At 67.5% G+C, this 17641-nt stretch carries 23 protein-coding genes; 12 read left to right on the top strand and 11 right to left on the bottom strand.

From position 1 onward, the window contains the following. The first annotated feature begins 27 nt into the window (after positions 1–27). Positions 28–474 carry a hypothetical protein gene (locus M2317_RS12055; RefSeq protein WP_429460459.1) on the top strand — a complete coding sequence of 149 codons (447 nt, stop codon included), beginning with the start codon at positions 28–30 and terminating at the stop codon, positions 472–474. Beyond that, positions 471–812, top strand: coding sequence for a transcriptional regulator (locus M2317_RS12050; RefSeq protein WP_406245319.1), 342 nt, complete (start codon positions 471–473; stop codon positions 810–812). Before M2317_RS12055 ends, M2317_RS12050 begins: the two co-directional genes overlap by 4 nt. Here M2317_RS12050 and M2317_RS12045 read toward each other — a convergent pair. The 3 genes from M2317_RS12045 to M2317_RS12035 form a co-directional block, all read right to left on the bottom strand. Continuing rightward, positions 756–1388: an HAD family hydrolase gene (locus M2317_RS12045; RefSeq protein WP_429460457.1), complete on the bottom strand. Its 633-nt coding sequence runs from the start codon at positions 1386–1388 to the stop codon at positions 756–758. The genes M2317_RS12050 and M2317_RS12045 overlap by 57 nt on opposite strands. Positions 1389–1402: 14 nt before the next feature. After that, a complete protein-coding gene (locus M2317_RS12040; RefSeq protein ID WP_429460455.1) occupies positions 1403–2560 on the bottom strand; it encodes a class I SAM-dependent methyltransferase in 1158 nt (385 codons plus the stop codon). A gap of 163 nt (positions 2561–2723) precedes the next feature. Continuing rightward, positions 2724–3374 carry a GNAT family N-acetyltransferase gene (locus tag M2317_RS12035; RefSeq protein ID WP_429460454.1) on the bottom strand — a complete coding sequence of 217 codons (651 nt, stop codon included), beginning with the start codon at positions 3372–3374 and terminating at the stop codon, positions 2724–2726. Positions 3375–3578: 204 nt separating this feature from the next. Here M2317_RS12035 and M2317_RS12030 point away from each other — a divergent pair, with 204 nt between their 5' ends. From M2317_RS12030 to M2317_RS12020, 3 genes are all read left to right on the top strand, one after another. Next, positions 3579–4865: an MFS transporter gene (locus M2317_RS12030; protein WP_429460452.1), complete on the top strand. Its 1287-nt coding sequence runs from the start codon at positions 3579–3581 to the stop codon at positions 4863–4865. 63 nt (positions 4866–4928) lie between these two features. Beyond that, positions 4929–5459 carry an AAA family ATPase gene (locus M2317_RS12025; RefSeq protein ID WP_429460451.1) on the top strand — a complete coding sequence of 177 codons (531 nt, stop codon included), beginning with the start codon at positions 4929–4931 and terminating at the stop codon, positions 5457–5459. Between the two features lie 32 nt (positions 5460–5491). Then, positions 5492–6094 carry a histidine phosphatase family protein gene (locus M2317_RS12020; protein ID WP_429460449.1) on the top strand — a complete coding sequence of 201 codons (603 nt, stop codon included), beginning with the start codon at positions 5492–5494 and terminating at the stop codon, positions 6092–6094. Between the two features lie 24 nt (positions 6095–6118). Here the strand turns inward: M2317_RS12020 and M2317_RS12015 are convergent, their stop codons facing one another. Further along, positions 6119–6736, bottom strand: a complete 618-nt coding sequence (locus tag M2317_RS12015) for a TetR/AcrR family transcriptional regulator (protein ID WP_429460447.1) — start codon at positions 6734–6736, stop codon at positions 6119–6121. Between the two features lie 76 nt (positions 6737–6812). Between M2317_RS12015 and M2317_RS12010 the strand changes: the two genes are divergently transcribed. The 7 genes from M2317_RS12010 to M2317_RS11980 are packed head-to-tail and all read left to right on the top strand — an operon-like array spanning position 6813 to position 10936. Further along, positions 6813–7196 (top strand): DUF1761 family protein, encoded by a 384-nt coding sequence (locus tag M2317_RS12010; protein ID WP_429460445.1) that lies wholly within the window; start codon positions 6813–6815, stop codon positions 7194–7196. Positions 7197–7215: 19 nt separating this feature from the next. Next, the gene (locus tag M2317_RS12005) at positions 7216–7500 is read left to right on the top strand and encodes a DUF1905 domain-containing protein (protein WP_429460443.1); all 285 of its coding nucleotides are present in this window, start codon (positions 7216–7218) and stop codon (positions 7498–7500) included. 31 nt (positions 7501–7531) lie between these two features. Further along, positions 7532–8134 carry an AAA family ATPase gene (locus M2317_RS12000; protein WP_429460441.1) on the top strand — a complete coding sequence of 201 codons (603 nt, stop codon included), beginning with the start codon at positions 7532–7534 and terminating at the stop codon, positions 8132–8134. A gap of 15 nt (positions 8135–8149) precedes the next feature. Continuing rightward, positions 8150–8635: a GNAT family N-acetyltransferase gene (locus M2317_RS11995; protein WP_429460439.1), complete on the top strand. Its 486-nt coding sequence runs from the start codon at positions 8150–8152 to the stop codon at positions 8633–8635. Continuing rightward, positions 8632–9177 (top strand): hypothetical protein, encoded by a 546-nt coding sequence (locus tag M2317_RS11990; protein ID WP_429460437.1) that lies wholly within the window; start codon positions 8632–8634, stop codon positions 9175–9177. Before M2317_RS11995 ends, M2317_RS11990 begins: the two co-directional genes overlap by 4 nt. A 44-nt stretch (positions 9178–9221) precedes the next feature. Further along, the gene (locus tag M2317_RS11985) at positions 9222–10526 is read left to right on the top strand and encodes an MFS transporter (protein ID WP_429460435.1); all 1305 of its coding nucleotides are present in this window, start codon (positions 9222–9224) and stop codon (positions 10524–10526) included. Beyond that, positions 10523–10936: a GNAT family N-acetyltransferase gene (locus M2317_RS11980; RefSeq protein WP_429460433.1), complete on the top strand. Its 414-nt coding sequence runs from the start codon at positions 10523–10525 to the stop codon at positions 10934–10936. Before M2317_RS11985 ends, M2317_RS11980 begins: the two co-directional genes overlap by 4 nt. A 13-nt stretch (positions 10937–10949) precedes the next feature. On the opposite strand, the gene M2317_RS11975 is transcribed toward M2317_RS11980, so the two are convergent. From M2317_RS11975 to M2317_RS11945, 7 genes are all read right to left on the bottom strand, one after another. Further along, positions 10950–11210 (bottom strand): DUF6458 family protein, encoded by a 261-nt coding sequence (locus M2317_RS11975; protein WP_429460431.1) that lies wholly within the window; start codon positions 11208–11210, stop codon positions 10950–10952. Between the two features lie 107 nt (positions 11211–11317). After that, positions 11318–12061, bottom strand: coding sequence for a formylglycine-generating enzyme family protein (locus M2317_RS11970; RefSeq protein WP_429460430.1), 744 nt, complete (start codon positions 12059–12061; stop codon positions 11318–11320). After that, on the bottom strand, positions 12058–12684 hold the full coding sequence (locus M2317_RS11965) for a YczE/YyaS/YitT family protein (RefSeq protein WP_429460428.1): 627 nt from the start codon (positions 12682–12684) through the stop codon (positions 12058–12060). The genes M2317_RS11970 and M2317_RS11965 overlap by 4 nt, the downstream gene beginning before the upstream one ends. After that, complete coding sequence (locus M2317_RS11960) at positions 12681–13436, bottom strand: SGNH/GDSL hydrolase family protein (protein WP_429460427.1); 756 nt, start codon at positions 13434–13436, stop codon at positions 12681–12683. The genes M2317_RS11965 and M2317_RS11960 overlap by 4 nt, the downstream gene beginning before the upstream one ends. 38 nt (positions 13437–13474) lie before the next feature. Next, positions 13475–14824 carry an MFS transporter gene (locus M2317_RS11955; RefSeq protein ID WP_429460425.1) on the bottom strand — a complete coding sequence of 450 codons (1350 nt, stop codon included), beginning with the start codon at positions 14822–14824 and terminating at the stop codon, positions 13475–13477. Positions 14825–14863: 39 nt separating this feature from the next. Beyond that, positions 14864–15892, bottom strand: coding sequence for an LLM class flavin-dependent oxidoreductase (locus M2317_RS11950; RefSeq protein ID WP_429460423.1), 1029 nt, complete (start codon positions 15890–15892; stop codon positions 14864–14866). A 72-nt stretch (positions 15893–15964) separates the two neighbouring features. After that, positions 15965–17638: a DUF885 domain-containing protein gene (locus tag M2317_RS11945; protein WP_429460422.1), complete on the bottom strand. Its 1674-nt coding sequence runs from the start codon at positions 17636–17638 to the stop codon at positions 15965–15967. Between the last annotated feature and the right edge of the window lie 3 nt (positions 17639–17641).

Here is a 17641-nt window from a genome sequence, read left to right as displayed (position 1 = left end):
CTGGAAAGTGAGTGTTATCTTTCCAGTATGGAAAACGAAGAGTGCGTTGACCCCTCCGCAGCACTCGCCAGTCTCGATGACGCGGCGGCTGGGTACGCGCAGGCCGTACCGGGGGAGGGCTGGTATCACGTCGCCCTCGGTCTCGGCGCAGGTCTCATGGTCATCGCGCAGGGGTTGACGTCACCGTGGAGCTGGATTCTCGCGGTGGCTTTCTTCGGTAGGGTGCCGCTGCTCGTTGGGTGGTGGCGTCGATCGCACGGCTGGTGGGTGTCCGGCTACGCACCCGCGCGCACGCGTGGAGTGGTCGCGTTGATGGCGGTGGCCCTCGTCGGACTGATGGGTGCGTCCTTCCTCGCCCATTCGGTCTGGATGAGCGTCGTTCTGGGCGGAGTGGCGGCGATCGTGGTTACGATAGCGGGATTCGCGTGGATGCGCGTCTGGCGACGTGGACTGGCAGTGGCGGAGGCAGGGTGAGCGTGCTCGACCCTGCGATTCACGCTCCCGCACGGCTGCAGTTGTGCGGCATCCTGGCACAGGTCGATGACGCCGAGTTCTCGTTCGCGAGAGAGCGTCTGGGCGTTTCCGATTCCGTGCTGTCCAAGCACGCTAAGGCATTGGAGGATGCCGGCTACCTCACGATCACCAAGCGGTCGCTGGGCGGCCGCCAGCGCACGTGGCTCGCGCTCAGTACGGCGGGACGCACGGCGTTCCGCGCACACGTGGCGGAACTGCAGCGCTTGGCCTCGGCCGCGCAATTACCGGATGAGGTCCCGGAGCTCGCGGAGGTTCGCGATCCGGTGGGTCGCACCTGAGAAGTCCTGGGCCTGTGTGAAGTCGTTGTGCACCACGGCGCAGTCGATCCCGGCGGCGACGGCGGAGCGCAGCCCTCGAGCCGAGTCCTCGACGACGAGTGCCTCGGATCGGGCGGCGCCGAAGCGCTCGAGAGCCGTCAGATACGGCTCGGGATGCGGCTTCGCCTGGGTGTAGTCGTCACGGGAGAGCACGAAGTCCATGAACCGGAGGATGCCGCGATTCGCGTGTATCAGGTCGAAATCCGCTCGCTTGGACGTCGTCACGATCGCCATCCGCACGTGCGGAGCCAGTTCGGCCAGGACCTCTTCGACGCCGTCGATCTCGATCTGTTCGGTCCGGAGGGATTCCTGGTAGTACTCGTTGCGCAGCGCCTTCAGCCGGTCGATCGTCGCCTCGTCGACACCGGTCCGGGCGGCCTGATGCCACGTGCCGAGGCCGTGAGCCATGTCGTGCAGGTACTGATCGAGGTCGAGCCGCACCCCGACCGAAGCCAGGGCGCGTTCGCCGGCGCGGAAGTACCAGTACTCGGTGTCGACGAGGACGCCGTCGTTGTCGAACAGGATGAACTTCTTCACGGGTGCTCGTCTGCTCAGTCGCGACGCGCGACGATCGTGTACGTGCAGGGGATGAGGTTGCGCTCGGCATCGGGCCAGGCGAAGCCGCCGTCCACCTCGAGCATGCGTGGGCTGAACCGCCAGGGGAGCGTCTGGCCCTCGTCGAAATGGAGCAGACGGAGGCCGGCGCGCAGGAGAGCACCGATGATCTCCGACAGCGGATGGGGCCACTCATAGGTGCGGGCGTGCCCGACCGTGTCGTCGCCCGCGTACGTGCTGTCGTCGTCCCACTGCTGTGCTCGACCATCGCCGAAGTACGCGTATCGCGTGCTGAGCGCGGAGGCATCCTCGTCGAGCGCATACAGGGCCGGGTGGCCGTCGCGGATGAAGAAGGTCCCGCCGGGTTTCAGAAGGGCGTGCACCTGCTCGGCCCAGCGATCGAGATCGTTCAGCCAGGTGATGGTGCCGATGCTCGTGTACACGACGTCGAAATCGCCCTCGACGGCGTCTCGAGCATCCAGAACATCCGACTCCACCCATGTCACGGACGCACCCGCGCGGGCGGCCAGGCGTGCGGCGCTGCGGAGGGATGCGGGGGAGAAGTCGAGTCCGGTCACAGACGCGCCCGCGCGAGCGAGGGAGATGGTGTCCGTGCCGAGGTGGCACTGGAGGTGACAGACACCGAGACCTGCGATCGAGCCGTCGGTGAGGAAACTCGTCAGTACGGGAAGGTCCTCCCGTACGACGTCACTGAGGTGTTCAGGATCATCGAAGGCTTCGAGTCCGTACGCCTGTTCGTGCAGGGCGGCACGGTCATTCCAGTTGTCCCGGTTCGCGGATCGTGCCGATTCCCAGTCGATCGCGACATCCCCGCCGAACGGGACAGGTACCGGCGTCGGCAGGCTGACGGGGAACAGCTCGGTGCGGGCGATCACCCGGTCGCGCTCGTCCGTGAGCGCGATGCGCCGCGGGTCGGCGAGGAAGCCGTCCAGCGCAGTCTGGTCCGGGAACGAATAGATCTGCACCTCGTCGGGATGCTCGGCGGTGCCTTCGCCATACGCGCGTTGGACGAGTGCACCATCATGGTCGGCGAGCAGTGCGATGACGGCATCCTCATAGGCGGCCAGATCGGCAACGGGGCCGGGTCGCGCCCAGAGCAGGCAGCACAGAGTCAGCGGGCTGGTGATCGGCATGATTCGATCATGCCAGTCCGAACCATTGCGGATGCCGGCGAGCGAGGCGCTCGACATCCGGCGTCCGCGTGAGCGGTATGAGCGGTGCTTGAAGAGTTACCGATAATGCACATTATGTCAGTTCAAGTGAAGGAAGGCGGACAGAACCCGCTCCCCGCCGAGATCACACACTCACGCAGAGCTGCGCCAATGCGCGCTCCGCCCCGCGAACGCCGATCGCCCAGTCCGGCCGGACGAACGATGCCTTGTCGAGACGCACACGCTGCTCATCAGTCGGCTCGCCGTGCCGCGGCGATACTCGCGTCACGCCGTTCAGCTCGTATCCGAGCTTCCTCGACACGCTCAGCGACGCCTCGTTCCAGACGGCCGCCCCCGACTCCGCCCATTCTGCCCCGAGTACGTCGAAGGCGAACAGCAGCAGCGCCGCCCGCATCTCCGTGCCGATCCCCTGGCCGTGCACCGACTTCGTGAGCCAGGAGCCGGTGCTCACGGTGCGGCGGTTGGTGAAGTCGTACGCCGAGAGATCCTGCGATCCCACCACGCGGCCTTCGAAATGCACGGCGAAGGCGACGGTCCAATGGTGGCGATTGACCCGGTTGCGCAGGTTCCACTGGTAGGCGGCGAGGTTCTGCGGCAGATCGGCAGGTTCGGCATCCGTCCATGGAACGCTGAATGGCGTGCGCTCGGCGTCGTGCACCCCGTCCAGCGCCGCCTGCACGAGGCCGGGCAGGTCCGCATCGCGGACCGGACGCAGCATCAGCCGCGGCGTCGTGATCTCGAGTCCGAACAGCGGCCAGAGCTCTTCCAGGTCCATGCGGGGACACTATCTCAGCTGCCGGTGGTCCGCCGACATGTGACGTACTCCCCCGGCTTTCGATGTCCACCGCTTGCCCGACGAGATCGGGAACGGTGACGTCGGTCGTGCGATCCATGGGACGTCCTCCATTTCGACGCGGAACCGATCGCGGCCAGGCTAGCAACGCCGGAGTCCGTTCGCCCGGGTCAGTAGTCTGAAGCCATGCCCGACGGAGCGGACGATGCCCCTGTGACGCCGCCTCGTCGTGAGATTCTGACGCATCCGGCCTTCGCATACTTCTGGAGCGCGACGACCATCCGCTCGTTCGGCAGTGCGATCGCCGGCGTCGCATTCCAGGTCCTCATCGTCACCGTGTTGAATGCGACGCCTGTGCAGATCAGCGCGCTGAGCGCGCTCGGCGTCGTTCCGTATCTCTTCCTCGGGCTGATCGTCGGTGCGCTCATGGATCGCTGGCGCCGCCAGCGCACGCTCGTGATCACCAGCATCGGGCGTGCTGTGGTCCTGGGCGTCGTGCCGATCCTCCTGATCACGGACACGCTCACGTTCTGGACGCTCGCGGCCGTGATCCTCGCACTCGGAGTGCTGACGCTCTTCGCGGATTCGGCCGCGCAGCCTCTGCTCCCCCGCATCGTGCCTCGCGAATCACTCGTGTCGGCCAACGCCCGCCTCGGGCAGAGCACGACGGTCGCCGGAACGGCCGGACCCGCGCTCGGCGGGCTGCTGTTCAACCTCGTCGGGGCGCCTCTCGTGTTCGTGTTCGAAGCCGTGATCAACGCGACTGCGGCGGTGCTGCAGTCGCGCATTCGTGTCGTCGAACCGAAGGCTGCCAAGCGCGAAGCGAGTCGTCATATCGGACATGACATCGCCGACGGGATGCGGTTCACGTACCGGCATCCGACGCTCCGGCCGCTCGCCTTCTCGGTGCATGTCTGGTTCCTCGGAAACAGCATCGTGACGACGGTGTTCGCGGTCTACGTGCTGCGCGACCTCGCTCTGCCCGCGTGGGCATTCGGCATCGCGCTCGCAGCGGGCGGTGTCGGCGGATTCACGGGCGCGCTCATCGCTCCCCGCGTCGGAGCAGGACTCGGCGCGGGTCGTGCGATTCTGCTCGGGCGAGCACTCGTCGTCGTGCCATGGGTCGTCCTCGCCGCCGCTCCCCTCACGGCGGACAGCGGCATCGGCGTCCTTCTCATCGTCGTGGCAGCGGCTCAGTTCCTGTACGGACTCGCTATGGGCATCGAGGACACGAACGACATCTCGTATCGACAGGCGGTCGCCCCCGACGCGATCCAGGGGCGGATGAACGCGACCATCCGCACGGTCAACCGGGTGGTGTTCTTCTTCGGTGCCCTCCTCTCCGGTGTGCTGATGGTGTGGCTCGGGTACCAGTGGACGCTCGGAATAGGTGCCGCCGTCTTCACGATCGCGACGCTGCTCGTCGCGTTCTCGCCGCTGCGCACGGCACGGCATGGGGATGCCGCGCCCTGATCGTGCACGGATGCGCGTGTCATCCGGCAGGTTCTCGCCCGCGGCTGCTGTGAGAATGGGGCGATGACTCGGATCGGCAGCACGTCGACGCGTCTCGTCATCCTCCGTGGCGACTCTGCATCGGGAAAGACGACGACGGCCCTCGCGCTGCGCGCGGAACTCGGCTCGCGTGTGGCCGTCATCCATCAGGACTACGTCCGTCGCGAGATGCTGCACGACGACGACCGCCTGCGCCGCGCTCGCGACGCGAGCATTCTCATCGACGGCGCGGCCAGACAAGCTTTGGGCCTCGGCTACGACGTCATCCTCGACGGCATCTTCAATCTGCGCGACTACTCGGAATCCTTCGAGCGACTGCACCGGGACCATCGAGGGCTGACGTGCATCCATCAGTTCGACGTCGGGCTCGACGAGACGATCCGACGACATGCCGGTCGTCCGCTGTCGAACGCTTTCGGCGAAGAGAAGCTCCGCGAGTGGCACGACGGCTGGCAGCCGCTCCCCTGGTTCGATGAACGGCGCATCGGCCCGGACGCGCGACCGGGTGAGATCGTGTCGATGATCCTTCAGGACCTGAGCGCCGACCGGGACTAGCGTCGCCGCGCAGTCAAGGTGAGCCTGAAAGGATGGCAGGCATGAACCGAATCCTGCTCGTGCGCCATGCGCAGGCGCAAGGCCATTCCGAGGCCGACCCGCCCCTCGATGCGACGGGCGAACAGCAAGCGCTGTTGCTGGCCGAACGACTCGCGCAGGAGGAGACCGGTCCAGTGCTGAGCAGCCCGAAGCGACGGGCGCAGCAGACCGCGCAGGTCATCGGGCGAAGGGTCGGGACGTCCCCCGATGTCAGCGACCTTCTCGACGACTTGACGCCGATGCCCTCCAGCGATCGCTGGACCGACTATCCGGAGCACCGTTGGCCGTGGCTGGAGGAGACACCGGTAGACGAGCAGGATCTGGATGCCGTGACGCTGAACGCAGCGTGGACCACGTTGCACGACGCGGCCGAAAGCAGCTTGGAATCCGGCGCGCTGGTGCTGATCACTCATGCCTTCGTCGTTGCGAGCTTCGTGAGCCGAGCCCTGGGCGCCCCTCCAGCAGCCTGGATGCAATTGCCCGTGGCGAACGCGAGCATCACTGAGATCGAGCTGCGTCCGGGCCGAGAGGCGGTCATCGTCGGATTCAATGATGTCTGCCATCTCCGCACCGCCACCGCGGCATCCTCGCGATAGCGTCGAATCTCCGCGGATCGGGCGTCACCTGCTGTAGCGCGCGAGGAACAGATCGACGGCTCCGGTGATGCTCGGCGCGTCGGCGCCCTCTCCCCCGAGCATCCGGGCGTTCATCGGAGCTCCGATCACCAGCCACGTGAATTGTTCGGCCGCCTCCACGGGATCGTCGATCCGCAGACGGCCCGCCACCGTGAGGTCGTCGAGCGCTGCCGCCAGATTACGGATGTTCCTGTGCCAGCTCTGCTCGAGGTACGCGGCGGCGACTTCCGGTTGCGTGGCGGCTTCGGCGGTCACCAGCATCCGCATCGCCATGACGGGCGGACTCAGGATGCCGGTGCGCATCGTCTCCGCGAGGCGGACCAGTCCGGATCTCACATCCCTGCTCCCCCGCAGGTCGTCCAGCGCCGGGCGCATCGCATCACGGCCCGCGGCGGTCCAGTGCTCGACGACTGCGGCGTACAGAGCGCGCTTCGATCCGTGCTCACGATAGAGCGACGCCTTTGATATCCTCGCTCGCTTCGCGATCTCCTCCATCGAGGTCCCGGCGTACCCGTTCTCGAGGAGCACATCGCGTGCGACAGCCAGCAGGCTCGCACCGGTGAGGCCGGTCGGGCGTCCGCGCGTTCGAAGATCGGACATCATGCGACCATTTTAGTACTTGACGGTTCCCGCTGGCGAATATACATTGAGTACCACTCAGTACTAAAGGAGACGGCTCATGATCGTCATCGGTATCGCCCTCGCGACGGTGGTGTCCTTCCTCGCCTCTGCTCTGCTCTACGCCGTGCCGAAGGTGTCGTCGCTCGTCGCTCGGAGCAGCACTCCCCGGCCTGGACTCTCGACGACCGCACAGATCGGCTCCGTCGCCGTGCGCAGCCTCCTCGCGTCATGTCTCGTGGCCGGGCTGATGCTGGCCGCCGGATGGCACGGCGCCGGGACTGGCGCTCTGCTGGGTCTCGGCCTGTCGACGTTGCCGCTGATCCTGCTGATGGGCGGTGTCGTGCACGAGAACACCGCTCTTCCCGTCGCCGGCGTCCACCTGCTGGACTGGGTCCTCAAACTGACGATCATCGGGACGATCGTCGGAATCTTCGCCCGATGAACAGGAAAGGAGAACGGACATGAGCACTCCCTCATCCCTCGACATCACCTTCACCGCCGTCCTGGGAAAGGTGCGCGAGGGCGACACCTGGACCTGCGTCCAGCTCCCCGATTCCGCGAACGTCTTCGGCACGCGCGGCCTCGTCAAGGTGATCGGAACCGTCGACGGCGAGCCGTTCCGCGGCGCCTTCATGGCGCTCGGCGATGGCACCCACAAGCTTCCGATCGCGGCATCGATCCGCAAGAAGATCGGACGCACCGACGGTGACGAAGTCACCGTCCACCTCACGGAGCGGCTGAACTGATCTCCTCGGACGGCCCGCATAGGCTGATGACGTGCTGATCTGGATCAACGGAGCCTTCGGTTCCGGCAAGACCCATACTGCGTTCGAACTCAAGCGTCGGCTGGCGGATGCGCACGTCGCGGATCCCGAGCTGCTCGGTTTCGCATTGCACAAGATGCTACCGGCGGCAGTGCACGGCGACTTCCAGGATCTGCCCCAGTGGCGGACCTCGATCGTCGACACTCTCGAGCACGCGGAGGCTTCGCATGCCGGGCCCGTGCTGGTACCGATGACGATCGTGCGCGACGACTACTTCGACGAGATCGTCGGCGGCCTGCGCGAGCGCGGGGTCGATGTCCGCCACTACGCCTTGATCGCCACCCCCGAGACGCTGCGCACGCGGCTCAGCAGACGCATCGCGTTCATCGCGTCCGGCCTGCAGCGCGACACCTGGGCGATGGAGCAGATCCCGCGGTGCGTCGCCGCGCTCGCGCAGGAGCGCTACGGCACCCATGTGGCGACGGACCTCCGCACGACGGATGAGGTCGTCGAATGGATCGCTCAGGACGCCGGGCTGGCTCTGACCGCGCCTCGACTGGTCCCGTGGCGCTACCAGCTGAGGCGCTTCCGCGTCGGCATCCAGCACATCCGGTGATCTACCGTGGATTCCATGGTGGACAGCACGCACGACGTCGAAGTCCGGCCGGCGCGCGACAATGAGCTCGAGCGCGTCGTCCGGCTGCGGTGGATCTGGAACGTCGACGACCGCGGCGATCGGCCGGAGATGACCGAGGTGCAGTACGTACGGGCCGCCGCCGACTGGGCGCGCGAGCACGCGGCATCCCACATCCCGTTCGTCGCGGTGGCCGATACCGAGATCGTCGGCATGGCCTGGCTCGCACTTGCACCGCGCGTCCCCACGACGCGCAGCATCGATCGGGTATCGGCCGACCTGCAGTCCTGCTACGTCCTGCCCTCGTTCCGCGATCGAGGGCTCGGAGGACGTCTCGTGCACGCGGTGCTCGACGCCGCACGCGACCGAGGAGCTGAGCACGTGACAGTGCACACGTCGCCGGAGTCCATCTCGATGTACACCCGAAACGGATTCGAACCGCACCCGCGCCTGCTCTTCGCCGCCACGTCGGGCCCAACATGACCTCCGTTCGGATCGCGAGCTGGGACGGAGACGCGGCCCAGCTCGACGTCGCGGCCGACCTGTACGCCCGGACTTTCGCCGAGGCGCCCTACGAAGAGGATGCCGCGGCCAGCCGAGCATCATTCGTGGAGCGCATCCGGCGCTATGCGGCCTCGAAACCGAACTTCCGGCTGCTGCTCGCCCGCGACGAAGCGCGTGTCATCGGTCTGGCGCTGGGAACGGGCATCGCCGCCGGCGACTGGTGGCACGACCGGGTCGTGCCACTTCTCGCAGACGACATCCGCCGGCGATGGTTCGGCGAATCCTGCTTCTGCGTGCAGGAACTCGCCGTCGACAGTTCCGCTCGCCGGTCCGGCGTCGCGTCGCTCCTGCTGGACGGGCTCCTCGCCGATCTGCCGTACCCGACCGCCGTGCTCAGCCGGCACGCGGATGCGCCTGCGGCAGGGAGCTTCTACACCGCACGCGGATGGCACGAGATCGCCGCCGGCATCCGGATCGGCGACTCCCCTGCACTCTGCGTGCTCGCGCGGGATCTGCAGTGAACCGGGAGTAGCGTAGAGAGGTGCGATCCGTTCCCGTCTCTCCCGTGTCCAATCCGGGATGGCGGGCATGGCTCATCTGGTCGGTCGGTGTCGCCGCCTACACGCTCGCGATCACGAACCGCACGTCGCTCGGTGCCGTCGGCGTCGATGCGGCCGAGCGATTCCAGGCCGATGCCTCGACGCTGTCGCTGTTCGCCGTGGTGCAGCTGGCCGTGTACGGCGGCATGCAGATCCCCATCGGCATCCTGCTCGACAAATACGGCTCGCGTCCGATCATCACGATCGGCATGGTCCTGATGGCGGCAGGCCAGCTCGTCATGGCGGTCTCGCCCAGCATCGGAATCGCCCTCATCGCGCGCATCCTGCTCGGAGCCGGCGACGCCGCAGTGTTCCCTGCCGTGCTGCGCCTGGTCGCGACCTGGTTCCCCGCGCAGCGCGGTCCAGTCATGGTGCAGTTCACCGGACTCCTCGGGCAGACCGGGCAGCTCATCGCCCTCATCCCCCTCGCCGCTCTGCTGCACGCCACCAGCTGGACCATCACCTTCGGCAGCATCGCCGGCCTCGGCATCCTGTTCGCGATCCTGGTCTTCGCCGTGATCCGCAACCATCCCCCCGAGCGGGATGCCGATGTCACAGTGAACACCGATACCGGCGTCGTCCGGGTGGTGACGAGCACCATCGACACCGGCGTGGGCATCCGTGCGGCGTGGGCGCACCCCGGCACGCGGCTGGCTTTCTGGTCGCATTTCACCACGCCGTTCGCGGGCACCGCCTTCGTCCTCCTCTGGGGCATGCCGTTCCTCACCGCCGGCGAGGGTCTGTCGACCGCGCAGGCGGCGACCATCATCTCGGTATATGTCGTCGCGGGCATGCTTCTCGGACCCCTGATCGGCGATCTCTCCCGGAGGATGCCGAACTATCGCTCCGTCGGGCTCGTCCTGCCCGCCGTCGCCATCCAGCTGGTCGCGTGGCTCGTCGTCATCGCCTGGCCGGGACAGGCGCCGCTCTGGCTGCTCTACGCGCTCGCGATCGCCCTCGCCACCGGAGGCCCTGCCTCCATGATCGCGTTCGACCATGCCCGTACGCACAACCCCTCGCACCGGCTGAGCACCGCCACGGGCGTGACGAACGCGGGGGGCTTCATCGCCGCGCTGGTCGTGATCTTCCTGATCGGACTCGCCCTCGACCTGCAGGGCGCAGGGACTCCGGACACCTATTCACTGGACGCCTTCCGCCTCGCCTTCCTCGCGCAGGTGCCGTTGTGGCTGCTGGGCGCGACCTTCATCATCATCGAGCGGAAGCGCACCCGCATCCGCATCGGACTGGACCCTGATCGGAGACGCCCGTGACCTTCACCTTCGCGCAGGACGACGCTCGTATCGATCGCACGCGGGTGCACGCCTGGCTGAGCGAGCAGTCGTACTGGGCGACGGGTCGTCCGCGTCAGACTCAGGATGCCGCGATCGATGCGTCGCGCAATTACGGTGTCTGGGACGACGTGACCGGCGAACAGGTCGCCTACGCGCGCGTGGTGACGGATCTCGCGACGTTCGCGTGGCTGTGCGACGTGTTCGTCGGCGACGCTGCGCGAGGCAGAGGCATCGGGAAGATGCTCGTCCAGGGCGTGATCGACGATCTCCGCCCTCTCGGGATCACCCGGATCCTCCTGGCGACCGCCGATGCGCACGGGCTGTACGCGCAGTTCGGCTTCGAGAATCCGGACGACCCGAAGCGCTACATGGTCCGCGCGATGCCCTGATCCGGCGTCTCGATCAGAGCGTCCCCGGCTCGTCGGTGCGTGTCGATCGACGCGAAACCTGCTCGCCGGCGACCGGATCGGTCTCCGTTCGTGTCACGACATCCGTGCGGCGGCGCTTCGCCATGAGGATCAGCCCGATGATGAACACCACGGCGCCGGCACCCATCAGGATGTAGCCGATCATGTCGAGGTCTGCCCATTCGACCTCGACGTTCACGGCGAACGCGAGGATGGCGCCGATGACGAACAGGACGACGCCGGTTCCGATGCTCATGAGAACTCCTTCCAGGACCGTGGTCCGGTGGGGCGCAGGAGCGCCTGGACTTCTCACCCTCCGCGATCAGGCCGGCTTCAGCCAGGGGGTTGACAGGGTCCGAGTCCTCAGCGCCGCGGCGTCCAGCCCACAGGACGAGCATTGTCGATGAAGGCCCGCTCCCGGTCCGCCTGCGCGGACCAGCCCTGTGCGGCGTCGACGGCGTCGAATCCGCCCCGAGCGAGTCGCATGCCGACATCGGCATGATGCATCCGTGGCGCTCCCCCGCGACGAACGGATGCCCGGACGCTCCACGCATCGTCGTCGTATCCCCCGCCGCGGAACACCCGGTAGTCGTCATAGCGCGCCGGATCCAGCAGATCCCAGCACCACTCCCACACGTTTCCGAGCGTGTCGAACAGTCCGTTCAGGTTCGGGAGCCTGCCGCCGACATCCTGAGGATGCCGGAGCCCATCGGCGCTCGTCCACGCCACTTCGGCGAGCGGGCCGTAGTGCGGGCCGGTGGATCCCGCACGGCACGCGTACTCCCACTCGGCCTCGGTGGGAAGGCGATAGCCATCGCTGTCCACGTGCCAAGTGACGTCCTCGCCATCGAACGCGTACGCCGGATCCAGACCCTCCCATTCGGATGCCGCGTTGCAGAACCGCACCGCGCGCAACCAGCTCAGATCCGATGCCGGGCGTCGCGGATGGCGGGAAGGGATGCCCAGGATCTCGGCGAACTGCTCCTCCGTCACGGCGAACACGCCGATCTCGAAGTCCTCGAGCGCGACGTGGCGGTGCTCGTTCCGACGCGCATCGTGCAGCGTGACGGTCCCTGCGGGAATGCGGGCGAGCTCGATCTCGCTCATGTCGCCGATGCCGCGTCGCGCTCGGGAAGCCGGATGGCGAAGACCCGCATGAAGTACTGGCACAAGGGGCCCACGAGCAGCGCGAACGCCAAGGTGCCGATCCCCACGTTGCCACCCAGCATCCAGCCGATCAGGACGACAGTGACCTCGATCGCGGTCCGGACGATCCAGATCCGCCAACCGGTGACCCGGTGCAGTCCGGTCATCAGGCCGTCGCGGGGACCTGGACCGAAGTGCGCCCCGATGTAGAGGCCGGTCGCGGCGGAGAGCACGACGAGCCCGATGATGAAGAAGACGATCCGCAACCAGAGGTCCTGGCCCGCCGGGATCAGCGCCAGACCGACATCAGCGGCCGGACCGACGAGCAGGGCGTTCAGGAGCGTTCCGACGCCGGGTTTCTGGCGAAGCGGGATCCAGAACAGCAGCACCACGACGCTCGTGAGCACGGTGATCGTGCCGAAGCTCAGCGGGACGTGGTTGGCGATGCCCTGCGTCAGCACATCCCACGGGGACGCGCCGATCTCGCCCCGTACGATGAACGCGATGCCGATGCCGTAGAGGAACAGTCCGACGAGCAGCTGTGTGATGCGGCGCGGCAGCAGCAGGCTGCGACGCGTCGTCACTGCGGCACCAGTTCGACCCAGGTCGGATGCTTGGGCTCGCGCCCATCGCCTGAAGAGGTTCGGGTGACGCGACGCTTCACCCAGGGCCCCACGTGCTGTCGGTAGTAGGCGAAACCGCTCGGCCCTGCCGGTGGGTGCGCGGTCGGCGACCACCACGACGCCGGCGGCTCGTGCCCGAGACCGTGCAGGACCCGCGCCGCGACGCGGTGGTGCCCGGCCGCGTTCATGTGCAACCGGTCCTCCGACCAGTAGGGCGGCGTCGACAGCTCGGCATCCGGCCAGTTCAGCGCGCGGATGACGTCGGGACGATTCTCGATGCGGCGGATCACGGCATCCGACAGTTCGTCGCCGCGGCGCTGCACGAGCGACCCCAACGGAAGCTGCCCGGAGGGATTCGCCCCGGACAGCAGGATCAGTGTCACGCCTTCTTCATCGCAGCGGCGGAGGACACGGGAGAAGGCATCGGCGATGTGCTCGATGTCGCTGCGCGGGCGCAGCATGTCGTTGCCGCCGCCGTTGAACGACAGGTGAGTCGGACGCAGCGCAAGGGCGGGCTCGAGCTGCTGCTCGACGATCGGCCAGGCCAGCTTGCCGCGGATCGCGAGGTTCGCGTACCGGATCGGGTGACCTGCGGCATCCGCCCAGCCCTGCGCAGCGATGTCGGCCCAGCCGCGTACACGACCGTCGGGGAGCTCGTCACCGACGCCTTCGGTGAACGAATCGCCGATCGCCACGAATCTCACTGCACTCACGTCTTCCAGCCTATTGCGCACCAGCGCGGCGGAGCGCGTCAACGGTCGTCGAGCGCCTTGCCCCGGCGGTCGGCCAGGCCCCAGACCGCCCCGGCGGCGACCACGAACACCGCGGCGAACACGACGAAGAGAAGCGGAGCACCGCCGGCGACGAGCAGCACGGGCACGAGCAGCGGCGCGATGATCGATGCGATCCGGCCGACGCCAGCCGCCCAACCGGTACCGGTCCCCCGCAGCGACGTCGGATAGGTCTCCGGGGTGATGGCATAGAGAGCGCCCCAGGCCCCGAGGTTGAAGAACGACAGCGCCATGCCCGTTGCGATGATCGAGAATTCGCCCGTCGCGGTGCCGAACAGCACCGCCGAGATCGCGGAACCCGCCAGGAACACGGAGAGCGTCAGACGCCGCCCCCAGACCTCGATGAGCCATGCCGCGACCGCGTAGCCGGGCAACTGGGCGAGTGTGATGAGCAGCGTGAAGCCGAACGAGCGCACCAGGTCGTAGCCGGCATCGACGAGGATGCTGGGGATCCAGATGAACGCGCCGTAGTAGGCGAAGTTCACGCAGAACCAGACCAGCCAGAGGCAGAGCGTGCGGACCCGGAACTCCGCATTCCACAGCGTGCCGAGTCGCGCGCGCGTCGTGGCGGCCAGCGCGCGGGAAGGCGGCTCCTTGCGGATCGCGGGACCTGTGATGATCCCCGCATCCGTCTCGAATGCCGTGACGATGCGCTCCGCTTCGGCGATGCGCCCTCGCCCGGCCAGCCAGCGCGGCGACTCGGGAAGCCCCCACCGGACGATGAGCGCGTAGACGGCCGGTACGGCGCCGAGCGCGAAGGCCCAGCGCCAGCCGTCGACGGATGCCGGGATCACGAAGTAGCCGATGAGGGCCGCGGCGGTCCAGCCGACCGCCCAGAACGCCTCCAGAATGACGATCAGCCGTCCACGGATCCGGCTCGGCGCGAACTCGCTGACGTAGGTCGAAGCCACGGGCAGTTCGGCGCCGAGCCCGAGGCCGACGAAGAACCGCAGCACGAGCAACGCGGCGACGCCGCCCACGAGTGCGCTCGCGCCCGTGGCTGCGCCGTAGATCAGCAGCGTGAGCGCGAACACCTGGCGCCGGCCGAGTCGGTCGGCGAGCAGACCGCCGATGCTCGCTCCGATGGCCATGCCGATGAATCCGACCGAGGCGATCCACCCGGTCTCGGTCTTGGTCAGTTCCCACTGCTGCGCGAGCACCGCGATGATGAACGAGATGAGCCCGACGTCCATCGCATCCAGAGCCCAGCCGATGCCGGATCCGGTCAGCACCCGCAGATGCCGCCGCGTGAACGGGAGATCGTCGAGCCGGCCGGCGAGAGAGGCCCGGCTCGGCAGAGTGTCAGCCATGTCCCTCATCGTAGAGCCGAGCCGGGCGCGCATCGTGCATCAGTCGGCGAGCAGCTCGCGAACTCGAGGGATCACCTCGGTGCCGTACAGTTCGATGCTCTGCATCATCTGCTCGTGGGCGAGCGTTCCGGTGGCATACTTCAGATCGAAGCGTCCAAGTCCGAGCGTGCGGACGGTCTCGGCGATCTTCTGCGCAACGCGCTCGGGGGAACCGGCGTAGATCGCTCCGGCCGGGCCGACGTCGTTCTGGAAGCGGGCGCGGCTGTACGGCGGCCATCCGCGCTCCGCTCCGATGGTGTTGTTCATCGCCTCGAAGCCGTCGTAGGCGGCATCCCAGGCCTCCTCGTCCGTCGCAGCGATATGGCCGGGCGAGTGCACCGAGATCGGGTGCGATGCCGTGCCGAAACTCGCCACCGAGCGGTGGTACAGGTCGACGAAGGGTGCGAAGCGAGCAGCGGGACCGCCGATGATGGCGAGCATGAGCCCCAACCCGTGGCGGGCGACGCGCACGACGGATTCCGGGCTGCCCCCGACACCGACCCACGTGCGCAGTCCGTGCTCGGTCTTCGGGAACACGTCGGCGTCGTCGAGGGCCGGTCGCATGGTGCCGGACCAGGTGACGGGTTTCTCCTTCAGAAGCTCGACGAACAGCTCCAGCTTCTCCTCGAACAGCGCGTCGTAGTCGCGCAGGTCGAACCCGAAGAGCGGGAAGGACTCGATGAAGGATCCGCGCCCGAGCACGACCTCGGCCCGGCCGTTGGAGACGGCATCCAATGTGGCGAAGCGTTCGAACACGCGGACCGGATCGTCGGACGACAGGACGGTGACGGCCGTGCCGAGGCGGATGCGCTCCGTGCGCGAGGCGATGGCGGACAGCACCATCTCAGGGGCGGAGACGGCGAACTCCGCTCGATGGTGCTCGCCGACGCCGAAGAAGTCGACGCCGACGCGGTCGGCGAGCTCGGCCTGTTCGACGATGTTGCGGATGGTCTGCGCGGCCGTGATCAGCTTCCCGTCCGCGTCGCGCGTGATGTCGCCGAAGGTATCCAGCCCGAACTCGATGTCCATGTCAACCCTTTCCTATTCAGGTGAATGAACCGAGATGGTCGCCGCGGCATTCCCGCGGCGACCATCCGGAGTTCAGCGCAGCAGAGCGGTCCGCAGCGTGTCGAGTCCCACGCCACCCATGTCGAGGGCGCGCTTGTGGAAGTCCTTGACGTCGAAGGCGTCACCCTGGTGCGCCTGGTAGGCGTCGCGCACCTGCTCCCAGATGCGCTGACCGACCTTGTACGACGGCGCCTGCCCCGGCCAGCCGAGGTAGCGGTTGACCTCGAACTGGACGAACTCATCGGACATGTTCACGTTCTTGCGCATGAACTCGAGCGCGTACTCCGCGTCCCAGACGCCCTGCCCGTCGAGGCGGGGCTTCTTCAGGTGCACACCGATGTCCAGCACGACGCGGGCGGCACGCATGCGCTGCCCGTCCAACATCCCGAGCCGGTCGGCGGGGTCGTCCAGGTAGCCGAGCTGCTGCATGAGCCGCTCCGCGTACAGGGCCCAGCCCTCGGCGTGTCCTGAGGTGCCGGCGAGGAGGCGCCTCCACGAATTCAGCTCCGACCGGTTGTACACCGCCTGGGCGATCTGCAGGTGATGACCGGGTACGCCCTCGTGGTAGACCGTGGTGAGCTCGCGCCACGTGTCGAACTCGGTCACGCCTTCCGGAACCGACCACCACATGCGCCCTGGACGGGAGAAGTCGTCCGTCGGACCCGTGTAGTAGATCCCGCCTTCCTGGGTCGGAGCGATCATGCATTCCAGCGTGCGGATCTCCTCCGGGATGTCGAAATGCGTGGCGCCCAGCTCGGCGACGGCGCGATCGCTGGTCTCCTGCATCCACCGCTGCAGCGCCTCGGTGCCGTGCAGTTTGCGTGCCGGATCCGACTCGAGATGCGCGACGGCTTCTTCGACGGTGGATCCCGGGAGGATCTCGTTCGCGATCGCGGTCTGCTCGGCGACCATGCGCCGCAGCTCGTCGATGCCCCACTCGTAGGTCTCGTCGAGGTCGATGGTCGCGCCGAGGAACCGCCGGGAGTTCAGCGCATACAGGTCGCGCCCGACGGCATCCACCTCGCCGGCGGCGTCGGCCAGGGTCGTGGCGAGGAATGCACGCAGCTCGTCGTACGCGACGCGCGCGGCGGAGGCGTTGTCGGCGAGCGTGCGGGCGAGAGACGCAGGCAGTTCGCCTTCGGCGGGCGCCGCTTCGGCGACGAAAGCGGCGAAGAAGCCGTCATCGGCCGTGTAGCGCTCGATCTGCTTCGCCACCTCGACGGCCTGCCGCCTGGCTGGTGTGACGCCGCGGGCGATGCCCTCGCGCAGCGTGGCCGTGTAGCCGCGCAGCGCCGCCGGGATGGCACCCAGACGCGTCGACACGATGTCCCAATCGTCGGTCGTCACCGTCGGCATCAGGTCGAAGACCGAGCGGATGTCCTGCGGCGCGGATGCGATCACGTTGAGGTCGCGCAGGTGCCATTGCGCATCATGGAGCTCGAGTTCGAGCCGCAGCTCACTGCCGAGATCCGCCTTCGTGACCTCGTCGATCGCATCGACAGGCTGCAGCGCGTCGAGCTTCGCCAGCGTGCGGCGGACTTCGGAGGCGTAGTGGTCCTGGCCCTCCGGGCTCAGGTCGGCATAGCGGTCGTTCGCCTCATTGCGTCCGATGTATGTGCCCAGGGTCGGCGCGAGGACGGCGAGGTCATCGACCCATTCCTCGGCGACCTGATCGATCGCGGTAGGTGTGCGCGGAGTATTGGTCATCCG

The organism is Microbacterium sp. ZKA21, assembly GCF_050434165.1.
Lineage (GTDB): Bacteria > Actinomycetota > Actinomycetes > Actinomycetales > Microbacteriaceae > Microbacterium.
The sequence above is the reverse complement of the archived record's forward strand: the minus strand, read 5'-3'. Positions and strand labels throughout refer to the sequence as shown.